This window comes from Bradyrhizobium pachyrhizi (assembly GCF_001189245.1).
Lineage (GTDB): Bacteria > Pseudomonadota > Alphaproteobacteria > Rhizobiales > Xanthobacteraceae > Bradyrhizobium > Bradyrhizobium pachyrhizi.
The window spans coordinates 244,043-262,482 of sequence record NZ_LFIQ01000119.1 but is presented as its reverse complement, the minus strand read 5'-3'; the positions used below and the strand labels follow the sequence as shown (position 1 = coordinate 262,482).

At 65.4% G+C, this 18,440-nt stretch carries 11 protein-coding genes and 1 pseudogene; 5 read left to right on the top strand and 7 right to left on the bottom strand.

From position 1 onward, the window contains the following. The first annotated feature begins 856 nt into the window (after positions 1–856). Entirely contained in the window at positions 857–2,623 is a 1,767-nt protein-coding gene (locus tag AKL29_RS36200; RefSeq protein ID WP_244482614.1) for an autotransporter assembly complex protein TamA, read from the top strand. A 413-nt stretch (positions 2,624–3,036) separates the two neighbouring features. Beyond that, positions 3,037–6,966, top strand: coding sequence for a translocation/assembly module TamB domain-containing protein (locus tag AKL29_RS36195; RefSeq protein WP_244482613.1), 3,930 nt, complete (start codon positions 3,037–3,039; stop codon positions 6,964–6,966). Between the two features lie 19 nt (positions 6,967–6,985). Here AKL29_RS36195 and AKL29_RS36190 read toward each other — a convergent pair. Further along, positions 6,986–7,758: pseudogene (locus tag AKL29_RS36190) on the bottom strand (SDR family oxidoreductase). Positions 7,759–7,893: 135 nt separating this feature from the next. On the opposite strand from AKL29_RS36190, the gene AKL29_RS36185 reads away from it, so the two are divergent. The 3 genes from AKL29_RS36185 (at position 7,894) to AKL29_RS36175 (ending at position 10,455) form a co-directional block, all read left to right on the top strand. Continuing rightward, positions 7,894–8,802, top strand: a complete 909-nt coding sequence (locus tag AKL29_RS36185) for a LysR family transcriptional regulator (RefSeq protein ID WP_050387448.1) — start codon at positions 7,894–7,896, stop codon at positions 8,800–8,802. A gap of 63 nt (positions 8,803–8,865) precedes the next feature. Continuing rightward, complete coding sequence (locus AKL29_RS36180) at positions 8,866–9,486, top strand: hypothetical protein (RefSeq protein WP_028333306.1); 621 nt, start codon at positions 8,866–8,868, stop codon at positions 9,484–9,486. A 195-nt stretch (positions 9,487–9,681) separates the two neighbouring features. Next, positions 9,682–10,455, top strand: a complete 774-nt coding sequence (locus AKL29_RS36175) for an SDR family NAD(P)-dependent oxidoreductase (RefSeq protein ID WP_050387447.1) — start codon at positions 9,682–9,684, stop codon at positions 10,453–10,455. Positions 10,456–10,472: 17 nt separating this feature from the next. Here the strand turns inward: AKL29_RS36175 and AKL29_RS36170 are convergent, their stop codons facing one another. The 6 genes from AKL29_RS36170 to AKL29_RS36145 form a co-directional block, all read right to left on the bottom strand. Further along, positions 10,473–12,959 carry a TonB-dependent receptor gene (locus tag AKL29_RS36170; RefSeq protein ID WP_283809438.1) on the bottom strand — a complete coding sequence of 829 codons (2,487 nt, stop codon included), beginning with the start codon at positions 12,957–12,959 and terminating at the stop codon, positions 10,473–10,475. 324 nt (positions 12,960–13,283) lie between these two features. Next, positions 13,284–13,958 (bottom strand): RraA family protein, encoded by a 675-nt coding sequence (locus tag AKL29_RS36165; protein WP_028333303.1) that lies wholly within the window; start codon positions 13,956–13,958, stop codon positions 13,284–13,286. 33 nt (positions 13,959–13,991) lie between these two features. Beyond that, positions 13,992–15,017, bottom strand: a complete 1,026-nt coding sequence (locus AKL29_RS36160) for an amidohydrolase family protein (protein WP_050387446.1) — start codon at positions 15,015–15,017, stop codon at positions 13,992–13,994. 21 nt (positions 15,018–15,038) lie between these two features. After that, a complete protein-coding gene (locus tag AKL29_RS36155; RefSeq protein ID WP_050387445.1) occupies positions 15,039–16,367 on the bottom strand; it encodes an MFS transporter in 1,329 nt (442 codons plus the stop codon). Between the two features lie 29 nt (positions 16,368–16,396). Further along, positions 16,397–17,728, bottom strand: a complete 1,332-nt coding sequence (locus AKL29_RS36150) for an MFS transporter (RefSeq protein ID WP_050387444.1) — start codon at positions 17,726–17,728, stop codon at positions 16,397–16,399. Between the two features lie 51 nt (positions 17,729–17,779). Further along, positions 17,780–18,440: NAD(P)-dependent oxidoreductase (locus AKL29_RS36145; RefSeq protein ID WP_283809437.1), on the bottom strand; the 661-nt coding region annotated here is incomplete at its 5' end.

Here is an 18,440-nt window from a genome sequence, read left to right as displayed (position 1 = left end):
GCGCTCTTGCGACATGATCTGTCCGAGCTTTGCATTTCGTTTCGCCACTCTAAAAACAGAGGGCGCAGGGAAAGCCGGGTGCCGATCGCACCCATAGGTCCCGCGTAATAAAGAACGCGGGAGGTAAGACCACAGCTGCGGCGGCTTGCGCCGTCGGGCAAATCAGTGGCAGGGCCTGGATTGGTTAAAGCGCCTGCGCAACGCGCCGCCCGACGGGCTCCGCGTTGATCGGCCGCGGCAGCAGCCTGCCGGCTCGGCCTGAACTTGTTCCCCTGCATTTGCGGATAGGATCGGCCGAGCTTGCACTCTGCTTTTAACTGTCGACGATTCCAGCATCAGCGCCACGTAATCCTGATCACGCGCGTGGCGGATTGCTCGCAAGATGCGGTTGCCGGAACCGATGGTGGCGCGCATTGGAGGTCGGATAACTGCGACGAACGTCGAGGTTCCCTTACGTTTGCCCAACATTGTCCATCATGAGTCTATCAACTTCGCGTGTGGTGCCTGTTGAATGCGGAGACAGGGGATCGCCGGAACCCGAGGTGCGGAGACTCGGGTCGTGTCAACAGGCAGGCGGAGCGGAACAATCAAGCAAATCGTGGTGCGACGATGCCTGCCGCCTTTGCCGGCGCGGGCAAGGCGAAGATATTTCATCGCTGCAGCGCGACGCGTTCTGCGTTCGGCGTGCGTCGCTGTCGTCGGTTGCTCGCTGTGCGAGCAGGCTCACGCGCTCGACTTCTTTGGTCTGTTCGGTTCCGACGATCCGCCGCCGGTCAGCGCCACGACGCTGTCCTATCGGTTGGAGATCGAAGCCAAGACGCCGGAGGGCAAGAACGATAGCGACGCCGAACAAGCATTGCGCGATGCCGCCAGCACCTATCGCCTTCGACAGGAACCGCCGCCGGACGGGGATGGTCTCGCGCGCCGGCTGCAGGCGGATATCAATCCGCTGCTCGATGCACTTTGGGGGCTTGGCCGCTACAACGCCCAGATCGATGTGACGATAGATGGAGTTCCAATCTCCCTCGACGAGACTGGGCTTGCCGCGGCCGCGCACCGGGCCGACAGCTTTCGCAATCGGACGGTTGTGCCCGTCAAGGTCATCGCGCGACTTGGTCCGTTGTTCAAGCTGCGCGCCGTTGATGTAGATTATCCGCGCGACCAAGCGCCGCAGGGCTTGCCGCGACGCGCGTTTGCGCTGAAGTCCGGGGATCCTGCGATTTCCGCCGACCTGCGCGCCGCGCAAGTGAAGCTCGTCGACTGGTTCCGCAGCAACGGACATCCGCTCGCGAAGGTCGCCGACGTCAAGGCCACCGTCGATCATGGCGCCGCTGCGATGGACTTTCGGTTGCGGGTCGAAGCGGGCTCCAAGGCCGGCATCGGCGCCGTGATGATCTCGGGCGGAGATGTCGATCCGAGAGTGGTGGCCACGCATGTCTACCTGAGGGAAGGCGAGCCCTATTCGCCAGAGCGGCTTGCCCTGGCGAAAACCTCGATCGCAAAGATCCCGGCCATCGGGGGAATTCGCGTCCGCGAGGCCGAGAAGCTCGATGCCAATGGCAATCTGCCGGTCTTCATCGATTTGACGGAAAGGCCCAGGCACGCGGTGGGCCTCTCGGCGAAATATTCCACTGTCGATGGTCCCGGCATTGCTGGCTACTACGAGGATCGGAACATATTCGGCGGCGGCGAGCGCCTGAGGCTCGAAGCGTCTGCCTCGCTCCTGCAACGGATCGACGGTACGTCCTTCACCGGCTTCAATAATCTGAGCGGCTCGGATTTTGGCGCACGGTTTACCGGAACCTTCATCAAGCCAGGCTTATTCGGTACGGCCAACGATCTGCTGATCGAGGCCACTGCGTTCCGCGAGCGTGTCGGCAACAACGACCTCGGCGGTTACACTGACGACACGGTGCGCGGCACGTTCGGCGTGATCCATCGCTTTTCGGAGGCGGCTTCGCTGCAGGCCGGTCTTCAGGTCGAGCAATCAAAATCGCAGGACGTGCTGGGGCGGGTCGATGCGACATTGATCGGCTTCACGGCGACCGGCCGCTACGACACGACAGACAATCCGCTCGACCCCACGCGCGGTGTGCGCCTCTCGGCGACCGTCAATGCCTATCCGAAGCTGATGGGTTCCACGATCGATCTGTTCGAAGCGCGGGTTGCGGGCTCGGCCTACTATGCGCTCGACGAGCAGGCCGACTACGTTCTGGCGGGTCGGTTGGCCGCAGGCTCGCTTGCGGGCGCGCCGCTCGACCAGATTCCGGATGCACATCGCTTCTTCGCCGGCGGCGGCGGATCCGTGCGCGGTTACGGCTTCAACACCATTTCGCCGATGATGTTCGGCCAAATCACCGGTGGTCGCGGCTTGATCGAGGGCTCCGCCGAGGTGCGGGTCAGGATCACGCCCACCATCGGTCTCGTGCCATTCTTCGACTTTGGCACCGCCTCCCGATCATCCCTGCCAGGCTTCGACGACTATGTGGGCTACGGCGCGGGACTTGGCTTGCGTTATCTCACGCCAGTCGGCCCGATCCGCCTTGACGTTGCGACACCGCTGAACCCTCGCCCCGGCGACAGCCGGTACGCGATCTATGTCAGCATTGGGCAAGCCTTCTGATGCGCATCCGACGGCTGTTCATCGTCGTTTCCGCCGTCGTGGCCTTGGGCCTCATTGCCGCTGCGGTGCTCGTGCTCTACGGCATGGCGGTTCGGGGCGGCGAGAACCAGCAGGATGTGCTAGCCACTCTCGTCTCGCGGACGCTCTCGACGCCGGCGACCCGGGTCCATGTCGGCGCCGTCGATGGTGTGCTGTCCTCGGATGCAACGGTCCGCGACGTTAGCATCACCGACAAGGACGGTGTCTGGCTGACGCTCGACAAGGCGCGCCTCGTCTGGCGACGCAGCGCATTGTTGCTAGGACGGCTGGAAATCGACCGTCTCGAGATCGGCACGCTTGAGATCAAGCGAAAACCGCTTCCGTCCGACCAGCCTGCCGCCGAGTCCGATCAGCCGATCCTGCCTGACCTTCCGGTGAAGGTGCAGGTGAAGGCCTTCGACCTGCGGGCCCTGACGCTGGGACGGTCGATTCTGGGTGAAGCTTTGAGTGTCGCGGCGACCGGCAATACCGAGCTCGGCTCGCCTTCGGAAGGGCTCGTCTTCAACCTCGATGCCACCCGCAAGGATTTCCCGGGCCACTTCAAGGCCGCGCTCGCCTACGTTCCACAGGGAAATGCGCTTACCCTCGACGTCACGCTCGACGAGCCGGCCCACGGACTCATGTCGAAGCTCGGCCATCTGCCGGGCGAGCCGCCCGTCACATTCGCACTGGGCGGCAAGGGCACGCTCGACAGCTTTCGCGGTGCCCTGAAGTTGCAGGCCGGCCCCTCGATCGATGCGACCGGCACGATTACGCTCGACCGAAACGGCACGGCCCGAGTGCTCGCAACGCGCCTTGCCAGCCACCTCGAACCGTTGTTGCCGGCGATCGCCGCGCCGGTCTTCGCCGGTGAAACCAGTCTCGACAGCACGACGCATTTTGGTGACGACGGCAGCGTCACCCTGGATGGGCTGACGCTTACGAGCCGTCTCGCGCGGCTCGATGCGAAAGGTCAGCTCGCAGCCGACAAGGTCGTGGATTTCGCGGCTTCGATCCGCGCCTTGCCAAGCAACGGCGACGTGACCGAGACTGACCAAGGCTCGATCCGCAGCCTCGTCTTCGACAGCCGCGTCAACGGCCCAATCAAGGCTCCGACAGCATCGGTCAAGCTCGCGCTATCGGGTGCTCATCTGCCGGACGGAGACGTCGAGACGCTTGATGCTTCGATCACGGCCGTTCCTCGTGCCGAGGCCAGCGATCCGGCAACGCGTATCGTCCTTGACGCGAACCTGCGCGCTTCCGGCATTGTGCCACGCGACGCGAGTTTGGCGGCCGCGATCGGCAACAGCGCGTCGATCGTGCTCCACGGCGATACGGACCTGGGCGGCCGCGCCAGGATCGAGCGTCTCGAGATCGGCACATCAACGGTTCAGGCAACTTATGCAGGCGATGTCAGCGCCGATCGCCTGAATGGCCGGGCAACCGGAACCATGCCCGACCTCGGCGCCTTTACCGACCTTGCCGGGCTGAAGCTCAAGGGCTCGGTGGCGTTCGGCCTCGATCTCGACACGGATTTACAGCGTGGCAGCTTCGATATCAGAATGTCAGGTGCCGGCGAGAAGCTTGCGACGGGACTTGCGGCGCTCGATGGGCTCGCGGGGGCGCGGCTCGCACTCGCAGTCGATATCTCTGCTGATGGCCGCGACACTTACACGGTCCGCGACGCGTCGATCGATGGCGCCCACGTTGCGGTTCGCGCCAAAGGAACAGTGACGCGCGACTCGAGTGACCTGTTGGCACGTATCGACCTGCCGGATCTCTCGGCGGCCGATGCGCGCCTTACCGGCGCGGGAGCTCTCGACGTCGGCCTGACCGGCGGGCTCGCGCATCCCGGGGTTTCGTTCGTGGCCTCGGTGGATCGCGCCACCGCGATGCGGCGTCCGATTCCGCATCTGGCGCTCGCCGCGACGGTCAGCGACATCAGCGGAGTCTGTGCTGTCGAGGCCAAACTCGACGGCTTCGTCGACGGCAAGCCAGCGCGCGGGATTGTTCAGGTGAGCCGTCGATCGTCGGAGTCCGACGATCGCGCAGCTCCCGCCTTTGCCGGATGGCACGCAAAGACCATCGACATCGCGATCGGGTCGGTATTCCTGAAGGGGGCGGCAACGATCGACGCACAGAGATTAGCCAGCGGGCAGATTCGCTTCGCGGCCGGGACGCTCGCCGACCTCTCGCCGCTTGCCCTCACAGAACTCGCCGGTTCGGCCTCACTCGACCTTGCCGCTTCGGCCGACGGCGGCCAACAGTCGGTCCGGCTTGCCGGCAAGGGCGCGGGAATCCGTGCCGCGGGTGCGGCCGTCCGCAGTTTCGATCTGCGCGCCGATGGCGCCGATCTCTACAGCCATCCGGTGCTCAATGCTGATGTGCAGGTCAATGGTGCCGAGTTCGGCGGTCAGACAGTCTCAAACGTCACGCTGGCGGCCACGGGCAATGCCGATGCGAGCACGATCGGCCTGTCCGCCAAGGCTGCCGGGTTCGATCTCGATGCCGCGGGTGCATTGACCACAAGGGAACGGGTGCGGTTCGATCTCAACCGCTTCACCGCGCGCCGTGGCGCCAAAGCGATTGCGCTGCAGGGCCCCGCGGGCTTCACGCTCGACGATCGCACGGTGCTGATCGAGCATCTGGCGCTCGCGATTGGACGCGGCCGCTTCACGGTGGACGGCAAAGCCGGCCAGGTGCTCGACCTCAAGGCCATGGCCAGCGCGATCCCGCTCGGCGAGGCCGATGTCGCGATACCCGGTCTGGGCCTGAGCGGGACCCTCGACGCGTCAGCGGCGATTGCGGGCTCCATCAGCGCGCCGATCGGCCAGTACAAGGTCGCGGTCAGGCAGCTCACGGCGCCACAGACCAGAAACGCCGGCCTGCCGCCGATCGACGTTGCCGCGGACGGACGACTCGATGGCAGCCGTGCGAGCCTGAACACCACAATTGCCGCGGGAAGAGCCGGCGCGATCACGGCGTCGGGCACGGTGCCGCTCGACGCCACGGGTCTGATCGCGCTGACCGCGAAGGGCCGCCTCGATGCCGCCGTCGCCAATGCCGCGCTTGCCGCCTCCGGCCGTACCGTGTCCGGCAGCGTTACGCTCGATGCCCGTGTCGGCGGCACGCGTACCAAGCCACAGATCGGCGGTGTCGCCACCATGAGCGGGGGTACCTTCCGCGACAGCATGCTCGGCACGCGCCTCGATGCCGTCGAGGCGAAAATCACCGCCGAAGGAGAGCGCATCGTCGTGGAGCGCCTGGCCGCGGTAACGCCCAACGGCGGTACGTTGTCCGGCGCCGGTCAGGTACGGGTCGCCCCGGATGCAGGTTTTCCAGGCACGATCTCGATTCGCGGTCAGCAGGCGACGCTTGCTTCCAGCGCGCTGGCGACCGCGCAGGCCAATCTCGCTATCGACGTCACAGGCGCCCTGGCGCGCGATCCGCGGATCGTCGGTCGCGTCGACTTGACTCGCGTCAACGTCGATATTCCGGATCGCCTGCCGTCGACGCTGAAGCCGATCGACGGCATCAACCATGTGAACGCCTCGGGACAGGCCGCTGCACGGCTCGCAGCTGCGCGCAAGGCCGAGACGCCGAAAGGCAACAAGAAGCGTCCGGCGCTTTTCAATGCTGCGCTCGACGTGACAGTTTCGGCGCCCAACCACGTCTTCATCCATGGCCGCGGGGTAACCGCGGAACTCGGCGGCTCCGTTCATGTCGGCGGCACGAGCAACGCGCCGGTCCCGAAGGGGGCCTTCTCGCTCTATCAGGGCAAGCTGGTGGTGCTCGGAAAGACGCTGACCTTCACCAAGGGCAATCTCTCCTTCAATGGCGATCTCGCGCCCGAGCTCGATTTCGCGGCAGAGATACAGGCCTCTGACATCACCGCGCAGGTCGGAATCTCGGGCCCGGCGGCCGCGCCGGTCTTCGCCTTCCATTCGCAGCCCGAGTTGCCGCAGGACGAGATCCTGTCGCGCATTCTCTTTCAGAAAGCTTCGGGCAGCCTGACGACCTCGCAGGCCGTGCAACTCGCAGGGGCCGCCGCTCAGTTCGCGAGCGGTGGCGAGGGAACGGTGGACCGCATGCGCCGCTCGCTCGGGGTCGACAATCTGGATGTGGGCGCCGGAGCGGGCGGTCCGATGGTCGGTGCCTCGCGCGCGATCGGCGACAGGCTGAGCGTGGGCGTGCGGACGGGCGCGAGCGCCAGCCAGTCAGGAGTGTCGGCCAATGTCGACGTGACGCGCCATATCCGCGTCGAGTCGGATGTCGATGCGAAGGGCTCGACATCCGTCGGAGTCGGCACGCGATTCGAATGGTAAAGGCGACTGAGATCGCGCCTCACTTCGTGGTGTAGCCGCCGTTGACGAGGATGGTCTGGCCGGTCATCCACCAGCCGTCCGACACCAGCAGGCGGATCCAGGGCACGATGTCCTTGATGTCGGTGAGCCCGGTCCTGGAGAAGCCGGACAATGCTGCCGCCGATTTGTGATAGGCGACCGGGTCCGCGCCTTCGGCCGGATAGAAGAACGGCGTGTCCATCGGTCCGGGTCCGATCGCGGTGACCGAGATACCGCGCGCGCCGAACTCCTTCGATGCCGCGCGGGTGAAATGCTCGACCGGCGCCTTGGTGCCGGCATAGGCTGCATAGAACGGCGTGTAGGCGCCGAGCAGCGACGTCACCAGCGTGCAGATCTTGCCGTTGTCGTTGACGCGGCGGCCGGCCTCCTTGAGGAAGAAGAACGCGGACTTGGCGTTGACCGCGCTCATCGCGTCATATTCGGCCTCCGAGATCTCGACCATCGGTTTCTTCAACACCTTGCCGACGGTGTTGATCGCGATGTCGGGGCGGCCGATCGCAGCGACCGCGTCGGCGAACAGCTTCTCCATCGCGCCCGATGTCGTGAGGTTGGCCTGGAAGGCTACCGCCTTGCTACCTGCGGCCTGCAGCGCCGCCACCGTCGCGTCGGCATCGGCCTTAGTGGCCGCGCTATTGTAGTGGATCGCGATCGCCTTGGCGCCGTGGGCGGCAGATCGCGCGCGATCAGGCCGCCGAGATTCTTGGCGCCGCCGGCGATGATGACGGTCTTGCCTTTGATGCTGTGGTCGGTCATGGCGTTCGCCTCTCCAGGTCTCGCGGCAGCGCCCTGCGGCCGCTTTCTGGAGAGGACGATATCGTCTAGAATTTGCCGATAAAGCCATGCATCTTGATATCACTTGTCGGGAATGGCGAACAATCGGGGACGATTTTGGACCGCATCGACCTGTTCCGCATCTTCGCTCGCGTCGTCGAGTGCGCGAGTTTTACGCGGGCGGCCGATACGCTGGGCCTGCCGCGCTCGTCGGTCTCGTCAGCGGTCGCGGAACTGGAGCAGCGCGTTGGCGCGCGGCTGCTCCATCGCACGACGCGAAAGGTGTCGCCCACGCATGACGGCGCGGCCTTCTACGAACGAGCCTTGCGCGTCGTTGCCGATGTCGAGGAAGCCGAGACCCTGTTCCGCCACGCCGCCGCCGAACCGTCCGGCAGGCTCAGGGTCGACGTGCCCGGGCGGATCGGCCGCCTGATCATCGCACCGGCGTTGCCGGCTTTCCTTGATCGCTATCCGCAAATCGACATCGATCTCGGCGTCACCGATCGCGCCATCAACCTGATCGAGGATTCCGCCGATTGCGTCGTGCGCGTCGGCCCGCTCAGCGATTCCGGTCTGATCGCGCGGCCGCTCGGCGATCTGACGCTGATCAATGTCGCAAGCCCCGGATATCTCGCGCGCCACGGCGCGCCGCGAACGCCCGACGATCTCGGCGCGCATTGGGCAGTCAACTACGCCTCGCCCTCCACCGGCCGCATCGAGGAATGGGAGTGGTGCGAGCAGGGCGCAACCCGCACGGTCGCGATGCGCGGCCGCGTCACCGTCAACAGCGCCGAGGCCTATATCGCCTGCTGCCTCGCCGGCCTCGGCCTGATCCAGATTCCCGCCTACGACGTGAAGCGGCATATCGATGCCGGAGAGCTCATTGAGCTGATGACGCGGCACCGCGCCGCGCCGATGCCGATGACCTTGCTCTATCCGCACCGCCAGCATCTATCGCGGCGGCTGCAGGTGTTTGCCGACTGGCTGACGGATTTGCTGAAACAGAAGCTGCTCGCGGCGGGGTAGGGGTGCAGGCTGGCGTTCCCGCTCGGTGGGCCGTATAATCCCGGCGCTCGTGACGGTAACCTGATGACCACTTTGGTAAGTAAACTCGGCCTCGCAATAGCAGTGTTGGCGCTGTGCCTGAGCGGCCAGCAGGCCAGTGCTCAGGCCGGCCCGGTGCGCTACTGGACGCCGGGCTCGCTGTTCGGTTTCGGCGGCAGCCTTGCCGATGGCCAGAAGGCAGATACCTACGGAAACTTTCCGAGCTTTGACGCCGCCGGCGCGCAAGGCGGCGATTTCTCATATCTGAACGGCCGGCCCGACGGCTGGTTCGCCGGCAGCGAAGGTGGCCGCGTCGGCTGGAACGCGCTCGGCCAATCGGCGGCGTTCGGCTCGCTGGAATATCAGGGCGCGCAGTTCGGCTACAATTTCAGGGGTGTCGGTAATACGCCCGTGACGTTCTTCGCCGGCTTCGACACGCTGAAATACAATCCGCCCGGTGCCGGCGGACCGCTGGCGCCGTTCAGCGGCAATCCCGGTGTCAACGCGGGCTATTCCGCGCGCGCGGGCCTCGAGTTCCGGCCGACTTCGAATCTCAGCCTGTCTTTCGGCGCGAGCTTTACCCAGCAGGGGGCCGAGCGCATGGACAGCGACATTCATTCGCAGCTGCTGCCCGGCCAGTCTCCGGTCCTGTTCGGCGGGCGCTAAAGCGCGACGAGATCAGGTTGAAGCGTCATCGCGCTTTGGCCTTTTGTTTGAGCATGATCTTTTCGGAAAACCGCTTCGCACTTTTCCGGATCATGCTTTAGCGCGTCAGCGCAAGACGGCAGCGCTGCGGTCCTGATTCAACCAGAACGTCAAACCAAGAAGGCTCGAAGTCACGGGCACAGTCAGGATCGAAACATGGACATGCAGGGCAAGATCGCACTCGTCACCGCCGCGGCATCGGGCGCCGGCCGCGCCGGGGCACGCATCCTCGCGCGCGAGGGCGCGGCGGTCGCGGTGGTCGACCAGAACGAGGCCGGCGCGAAGGCGGTGGTCGACGAGATCAAAAAGGGCGGCGGGCGCGCGCTGGCGCTGGCCGGCGATCTGCGCGACGACGGCTTTGCGCGCGATATCGTCACTGCGACGGTGAAGGAATTCGGCGCGCTCGACTGCGTGTGGAATCATCTCGGCATTCCCGGTCCGTCCGTGATCGACGATCTCGAGGGCTGGGATCTCAGCGTCGATCTCAATCTGCGCTCGCAGCTGATCACCACCAACGCGGCGCTCGGCCAGATGACCGCGCGGCGCCAGGGCAGCATCCTGTTCACCGCATCGACCTCGGGCCTGGTCGGCTCGCCGTGGAGTCCGACCTATTCGGCGGCCAAGGCCGGCGTGATCGGGCTGGCGCGCGCGCTCGCCAAGCGCCACGCCAAGGACGGCGTCCGCGTCAACGCGATCTGCCCCGGTGCGATCGACACGCCGATGCTGCGGGTGTTCGTCAACCGGCCGGACCAGCTGGGCCACAACGAGGCCGATCCGGAGGAGCTGATCAAGGCCGCGGTCACCCGCAATCCGATGGGCCGCGCGGCGCGCCCCGAGGAGATTGCGGAGGTCGCGGTGTTCCTGCTGTCGGACAAGGCGTCGTTCGTCACCGGCATCGCGATGCCGGTCGACGGCGGGACGGTGGCGTAGCGTCTTCAGGAATTGCCCTAGAACTTCGCCCTGATGCCGGCATAGGCCGCGAGCGGCATGCCGGGGACGAAGGTGCGCGGATCGGTCAGCTGGGCCATCAGGTTGGGCGCAGCTCCGGCGCTGGCAAAGCCGCCGGTCTCGTAGAACGCGCCGCCGAGATAATAATGCTGGTTGAAGACGTTGTTGATCAGGCCGAACACCTCGATATTTGGTGTGATCCTGTAGGAGGTGTGCAGGTTCACGACCGCGTAGGCCGGGACCTTCTGGCTCTGGTTGGTGTCGTCGCCGACCAGCCATTGGCTGCCCACCACATTGATGTCGGCGCCGACCTTCCATGCGTCGGTGGCGAGGTACTCGACACCTGCCTTGAAGCGGTGCGCCGGAATGCCCGGGATATGGTCGCCCGGCTTGACGTTGATGAACCGGACGTCATCGTTGTTCGGGTCGGTCAGGGCGTTCGGGTTGTCGGGAGCCGGCAACGTATTTGCGCTTCGATAGGTCGCATCGATGAAGGTGTAGTTGGCATAGGCGTTCCAGCGATTGACGCGGTAGTCGAGCTTGGCTTCGATGCCCTGCCGCAGGGTCTGCCCCGCATTCTGGAAATAGCCGAAATTGCCTGTGCCGATGGGGCTCTGCACCCGGATGATGTCGTCGTCGGACAGAGTGTGGAACGCGCCGACGCCCCAGCTCAGCATGCCGGTCCTGGCGTCGTTGCCCCAGGTGCCGCGGAAGCCGGCCTCGACGGTGTGCGACACGACCTGCTTGAGCGGCGGATCGGACACCAGGAAGGAATCGATGACGCAGGGGCGGGCCGGATCGGAGCAGCCGAGCTCGAGCGGCGTCGGCGCGCGGTTGGCCTCTGAATAGCCGGCATAAAAGGTGAGGTTCGGCGTGATCTTGTAGGTGCCGCCGATCACCGGGTTGAGGCGCTGGAAGCGGTTGCTGCTGTTGAGCGCATCGTTAGTCCCGGTCTGGTCCTGCAGATCGATCTGGGCATAGTTGAATCGTCCACCGGCAGTGACCGAGAACCTGTTCGTCACGTCGAAGGTATCGGTGAGATAGACGCCGGTGTAGGTGTTGGTGGCGCGCAGGTCGACCGGGGCGAGACCGGCGTCGGGCTGGTTGATGAAGATGCCGGTGCCGGTCACGAACAGGTTGTTCGGATCGATCGTTCCGAGCTCGCTGGTCGCCGTGAATTTCGTGTTGCCGTGGTCGACGCTGACGCCCATCACGACGTGGTTATCGTGTCCGAACAGCTTGTCCGAGTTGGTCAGCTGGGCTGTGCCGCCGAAGCTGTTGGTCGCGGCCCGGTTGCGGTCGACTTCGCCAAGGAAGGCGTTGCCCAGCGTGTTCGGAACCGAGGGACCGCCCGCCGGACCGAAAATCGGCAGGTCGTCGCCGATGCACAAACTGTCTCCACCGTCGCAGGCATGCACGTCGGTGCCGTTGCCGTCGACATGGGTCTGCCGGAAGCCGCGGAAATAGGCATTGCCCTGGAAGGACCAGGTGTCGGAGAAATTGTGGTTCAGCGTCGCGTTGACGAAGGCGAGCTGAAGCAGCGTCGTCTGCGGCCAGGTGTAGACGCTCGACCAGCGCTGATTGAGCATTTGGACCGGCGTTGCCGCAACGTTGCCGAGCAGGTTGCTGGCGCCGGTGAAATTGACGTGAAATTCGGTGTCGTCGTTGCGTGCGCCAACATCCACATACATGCGGTTGATGTGCGATGAATTGGCGTAGTCGCGCCAGCCGCGATCATACGCGGATTCGAACGCAGCGTAGGCGGAGATGTTGTCCCTCTGGCCGCCGGCCTGCACGCTGCCCTGCACGCGCCCGTAAGAGCCGCCGAACAGTTCAGCCTCGGAGCCCTGATAGGTGAAGCCGTTCTTCATCTGGATGCTCAGCGCGCCGCCGATCGCGTTGAGGCCGAACACCGGATTGTTGGGAAACAATGCGACGCTGTCGATGGCCTTTTCCGGGATGAAATCCCAGTTGACCACGTCGCCCCAGGATTCGTTGATGCGCACGCCGTTCTGATAGACCGCGATGCCCTGCGGCGTGCCCTGGACCGGCGAGGCGGTAAAGCCGCGGTAGTCGAGATTGCGCTGGAACGGATTGCCGGTCTGGTCGCCGAGCGTGACGCCGGGCAGCTTGCGGTTCACAGCATCGAGGAAGTTGGTCGAGTAGTTGTGGCTGAAATCCTGCGTCGTCATCACCGCGGTGTTGGACGGGACCTTGTCGCGATCAATCAGGGTGGAGTCGCGGTCGGAGGGGCCGGGTGCAGCGGTGCCGACATCGGGTCCCGCTGCCGGAGCAACAGGTCCGGTTCGGGTTCGCGCGGTTCGCGTGGTCCGAACCACCGGCCGTGCCGCCGGCTTTGCGCTGCGGGTGCCGGCCAGCGGTGTGGGCGCAATCACGTTGACGGGCGGCAGTTCAGTGGGGACCGGATCGGCCGTCTGAGCGTGCAGGACAGTCGAGGGCAGTGCAGAGCCAATAACAGCCAGCACGGCCGCAGCGCCGCGCGTATAGACCGAAGAAGACAAAGACCGTGTTGCCGCACGCAACAACGCACCAGCCATGACGCCCACCCCCAAGCCACGGTCCGCTTGATCCCCGACGAACCTTGGCTCGGAGACTGCGGGAGCGGCGTGGCTTTGGCAAACAACATCAGTCCCGGAAGGCCGGGATTCTTTTCCAACTGTAATCGGGAAAAATTCCCGATTTTGATGGATGGGCAAGCGCACCCGATACGGGCGGGATGATTCCGGCCGACTTGGCGCAAATTGGTGCCCAAAAGGCAGGCATCGCCGACTTTTTGGGACCGTCGTCGTCTAGTCCTTGAACTCGCAGCCGAGGCGCTGCAGGGCCTCGTCAACCCAGCGGCGGTCGCTGGTGCCGGCGAGGATCTGCTGGATGGCCTTTTCCTCGGTGGCCTTCTTGGCCTCGGTGAGCTTGCAGATCGCTTCGGCGTCGTCATAGGGCACGCAGAGCACGCCGTCGTCGTCGGCCACGATGAGGTCGCCGGGCTCGACGATCATGCCGTCGATCGAGATGGCGCAGTTGATCTCGCCCGGGCCGTCCTTGTAGGGGCCGCGATGGGCGACGCCGGCGGCGAACACCGGGAACGATCCGGCGCGGATCGCGCCAGCATCGCGGATCGAGCCGTCGATCACGAAGCCCGCGACGCCCTTCTTCTCAGCCAGCGTCGACATGATCTCGCCGATGATGGCGTTGACCAGCACACCGCCGGCATCGACCACGATGACGTCGCCCGGCTGCGCCAGGTCGATCGCCTTGTGGACCATCAGATTGTCGCCGGGCCGGGTCTTGACCGTCAGCGCCGGGCCGCCGAGCCAGCCGCCCGCGTGCATCGGCCGCAGCCGGTTGGTGCCTGCGATGCGCGACATCGAATCGCTGATATTGGCGACCGGTAGGGTGCGGTAGCGCGCGACGAGATCGGGCGACACTTTCCGCTTCGCCTTGTGAATAGCAAATCCTATGGCCATCGGTTTTCTCCGGTGTGTTGGCGGCGCGGTCGCTCAATGCGCGCGGCGGTCGAGATGGGCGTTGAGGCGAGGATAGACGCGGCGGGCATTGCCTTCAAAGATCTTGGCCTTGTCCGCAGCACTCAGCGGCAGCGCGTCGATATAGCGGCGGGTGTCGTCGAAGTGATGACCCGTTTCAGGATCGATGCCGCGCACGGCGCCGACCATCTCCGACGCAAACAGGATGTTCTCGACCGGAATCACCCTGGTCAACAGCTCGATGCCGGGCAGATGATACACGCAGGTGTCGAAGAACACGTTCTTCAAGAGATGCTCCGACAGCGGCGGCAACTTCATGTCCTGCGCCAGGCCGCGGTAGCGGCCCCAGTGATAGGGCACCGCGCCGCCGCCATGCGGGATGATGAACCGCAGGGTCGGGAAGCGCTTGAACAGATCCGAGGTCAGGAACTGCATGAAGGCGGTGGTGTCGCCGTTGAGGTAATGCGCGCCGGTGCCATGGAAGCAGGGATTGCAGGACGAGGAGACATGAACCATCGCCGGCACGTCGAGCTCGACCATCTTCTCGTACAGCGGATACCACCATTCGTCGGTCAGCGGCGGATCGCACCAATAGCCGCCGGCCGGATCGGGATTGAGGTTGCAGCCGACGAAGCCGAGCTGGGTCACGCAGCGTTCCAGCTCCTCGATGCAGTTGGCAGGCTTGACCCCCGGGCTCTGCGGCAGCTGGCACACGGGGACGAAGTTCTGCGGGAACAGCGTGCAGACGCGGTGCACCAGGTCGTTGCAGATCGTGGTCCATTCGCGGCTGGTCGCTTCCTTGCCGACGTGGTGCGCCATGCCGGCGGCGCGCGGCGAGAAGATGGTGACGTCGGTGCCGCGCTCCTTCTGCAGGCGGAGCTGTGCGCCCTCGACGCTGGAGCGGATCTCCTCGTCGGTGATGCCGAGATTGGTGGTGAGCGGCCGTCGCGACTTGTCGGCGAGGCCGGCGAGCTGTTTGTCACGAAATATCTGCAGCTTGGCCGGCTCGGTGGTGTAATGGCCGTGACAATCGATGATCATGGTTGCTTCCTTGGTAGGTTGTCAGTGAGCGACGGATGACGGGATCGCGCCCATCAATTCCGTCTCGCGCGGCTTGACGCGCATGGTGGCGGCGATGGCGGAGGCGACGAACAGGAAGCCGGCGATGCCGACCAATGCCCAGGAGAAGCTTCCGGTGGAGTCCTTGATCAAGCCGATGCACCAGGGTCCGATCAGGCCGCCGAACTGCGCCAGCGTGTTGACCAGCGCGATCGAGGCGGCACCGGCCGCACCGGTCAGCAGCGAGGCGTTGATGCTCCAGAACAGCGGATTGCCGGCGTTGAGGCTGAAGCCGACGATGCACAGGAACACGAAGGCCAGCACCGGGCTCGCCACATAGGCGCTGCCGAGCATCGCAACCGCGGCCAGCAGATAGACCGCGGCAAGATGAAACTTGCGATCGCCGGTCTTGTCCGAGCTGCGGCTGACCGCGATGGTGCCGATGACGCCGAGCAGCGGCGGGATCGCCGAGAGGAAGCCGACCTGGATGTTGCTGAGATTGCCCATTCCCTTGATGATCTGCGGCAGCCACAGCAAGAGGCCGTAGATCCCGACCAGCGCGCAGCCGAACAGCGCCGCCAGCAGCCAGACCCGGATATCGAGCACGCATTCGATCAACCTGTGCTGCCCCTGTTGCTCGATCTCGGCCCGCTCGGCGGCGAGTTCGCCCTCCAGCCAGGCCGCTTGCTCCTTGGTGAGCCAACTCGCCTTGGCCGGGCGGTCGGTGAGATAATAGAGCGTGAACAGGCCGAGCAGAATGGTCGGCACGCCCTCGGCCAGGAACATCCATTGCCAGCCGTGGAGACCGGCAGCGCCATCGAACCAGGTCATGATGCTGGTCGAGATCGGCCCGCCCAAAACCGCCGAGAACGAGCCGGCGATGATGTATCCCGCCACCGCGCGGGCGCGATAGCGCGCCGGGAACCAGTAGGTGAGGTAAAGCACCACGCCGGGCATGAAGCCGGCTTCCGCGACGCCGAGGCCGAACCGCATCACATAGAGGCTGAGCGGATTCCGGACAAAGGCTGTCAGCGCGGCGACGAGGCCCCAGGTGATCAGGATCCGCGCCAGCCAGATCCGCGCCCCGAGCCAGTGCAGCATCAGGTTGCTCGGCACCTCGAGCACCATATAGCCGAGGAAGAAGATGCTGGCCGCGAAGCCGAAGATCGCTGGGCTGAGACCGAGGTCCTTGTTCATCGTCAGCCCGGCGTAGCCGAGATTGATGCGGTCGAGATAGTTGAAGAACATCATCACGAACAGGATCGGGATCAGCCGCCAATAGACGCGGCGGATGGTCTGCTGTTCGAGCTCAGTGACGGACGCGCCAGTCATTGCAATCCTCCCGTTCGTTGTGATGGCGTTCATTGGGTCGCGACGCCATTTCGGATGTTGTTTGGGTGTCCGGCCTCTCGTTCGTGCGGCAGGCGATCGGCTTCGTCCGGCGCGGCGCCAGCTGCCATTGTTCTGAGGTCGATGCCTTGCTGCTCGGGCAGCAGCAATGCCGCGCAGAAGGCGGCGGTGTAGCCGCAGATGGCGCAGATCGCCATTGCGTCGCCGAGATGCATCCGCGTCGAGAGAATGCCGACGGTCGCCGGCACGATCGAGCCGAGGCCCCGCCCTGCGCTCAGCGCGAATCCGGCGCCGTTGGCGCGGATGCTGGTCGGAAACAGCTCGGCAAAGGTCGGCATCAGGCCGGAGGCGAGGCCGGCCTGCAACGCGCCGAGGAAGAATCCGAGGATGACGGTGATGCCCTGGCCGATCGGCGCCTGGGTGTAGACCGCGACGTTCAGCGCCTGGCAGATCAGGAACAGCATGAAACCCTTGCGGCGGCCGATGCGGTCGGCGATCAGGCCGAAGGCGATCGGTCCGACGAACGATCCGAAGATGTTGACGGCGAGATAGCCGGCGGTGTGCGTGACCGGCAGATGCAGCCCGGTTTGCAGATAGGTCGGCAGCCAGGTGATCATCACATAGGCCGCGCCGAGCGTGCCTGTGGTGAAGAAGGTCGCGACCAGCGTCTTGAACAGATGCTCGCCGGTGAAGATGGTCCAGAAGCTGTGCGTCGGCGAGGCGGCGCGCTGCGCCCTCTCCTCGACGAAGATCGCGGATTCCGGCACGAAGCGGCGGACGAAGAAGACCAGCAGGGCGGGGAGGATTCCGATCGCGAAGAACACGCGCCAGGCCATGTCCTGCGACAGCCAGCCGAAGATGACGGGAAACAGCGCCACCGACAGCGCATTGCCGACGGCGTATCCGCTCTGGATCGCGGCGGCGACGCGGCCGCGCATGCCGGCCGAAACCACTTCGGCGACCAGCACGGCACCGACCGCGGCCTCGCCGCCATAGCCCATGCCCTGGATGGCGCGCGCGACCAGCAGATACCAGAAGCCGTCGGCAAAGGCGGCGGCAAAGGTGGAGACCGCGACCAGGAGTATGGTGAATTGCAGCACGCGCACACGGCCGAACCGGTCCGCGGCAATTCCGGCGATCCAGCCGCCGACAGCCGTGCCGACCAACGAGCTTGAGGCAAGGATGCCGGCGTCGGGTCGCGACAGGCTCAGCGTCGCGATCAGCGCAGGCGTGACCAGCGCGTAGATCGTGGTGTCCATCGAATCGAGCGCAAGGCCGCCAAAGGCGGCGAAGAAGGTCTTGCGTTCGACGGCGGACAGCTTGGACAGCCACCCCAGATTCATGTTCGTTTCCTCTTGATATCGCGGCCTCTTGGTGGGCCGTTTCTGCGAGATTTAAGGCGCGTCGAGTGCCGCCGGGTTCACCACATTGGCGCGATCGATGTCGCGTTGCGTGAGGACCGCGACGATGTTGCGCGCGGCCTCGACGCCGGTCCGCGTGATCGATGCGCCGGTTTGGGCTGCGATATGCGGCGTCAAGATCAGGTTCGGCGCCTGCAGGATCGGCCGGTCCTTCGCCGGAGGCTCCTCTGCCAGCGTGTCGAGGCCGGCACCGGCGAGATGGCCGCTTCGCAGCGCCGCGCAAAGCGCGTCCTCGTCGACCAGCGCGCCGCGCGCGGTGTTGATCAGGAGGGAGCCGGGCTTCATGGCGTTGAGCCGCCCCGCATCGATCATGCCGCGCGTCGCATCGGTCAGCGGCGCGTGCAGGCTGACGATGTCGGAGACCGCGAGCAGCTCGGCGAGGTCGGCGGCTTCGCGCGCCAGCGCCGGATCGACGCGGCCTTTGCTCCGGCCGAGCGCGACGACGCTCATGCCGAGCGCGCCCGCCGCGCGGGCGACGTGGCGGGCGATGCGACCGAAGCCGACCAGGCCGATCGTGCGGCCGCGGATTTCGCGGCCGCGATAGGTGGCGCGGTCCCAGGCGCCGGAATGGGTTCGTGCGTTCAGGCTAACGACGTCGCGCCCGAGCGCGAGGATCAGCGCGATGGTGTGCTCG

Bases quoted from the DNA above. Each gene is read 5' to 3' on its own strand.
- AKL29_RS36180 (WP_028333306.1), top strand. From the start codon at position 8,866: ATGACCACTTTGGTAAGTAAACTCGGCCTCGCAATAGCAGTGTTGGCG.
- AKL29_RS36175 (WP_050387447.1), top strand. From the start codon at position 9,682: ATGGACATGCAGGGCAAGATCGCACTCGTCACCGCCGCGGCATCGGGC.
- AKL29_RS36165 (WP_028333303.1), bottom strand. From the start codon at position 13,958: ATGGCCATAGGATTTGCTATTCACAAGGCGAAGCGGAAAGTGTCGCCC.
- AKL29_RS36160 (WP_050387446.1), bottom strand. From the start codon at position 15,017: ATGATCATCGATTGTCACGGCCATTACACCACCGAGCCGGCCAAGCTG.
- AKL29_RS36155 (WP_050387445.1), bottom strand. From the start codon at position 16,367: ATGACTGGCGCGTCCGTCACTGAGCTCGAACAGCAGACCATCCGCCGC.
- AKL29_RS36150 (WP_050387444.1), bottom strand. From the start codon at position 17,728: ATGAATCTGGGGTGGCTGTCCAAGCTGTCCGCCGTCGAACGCAAGACC.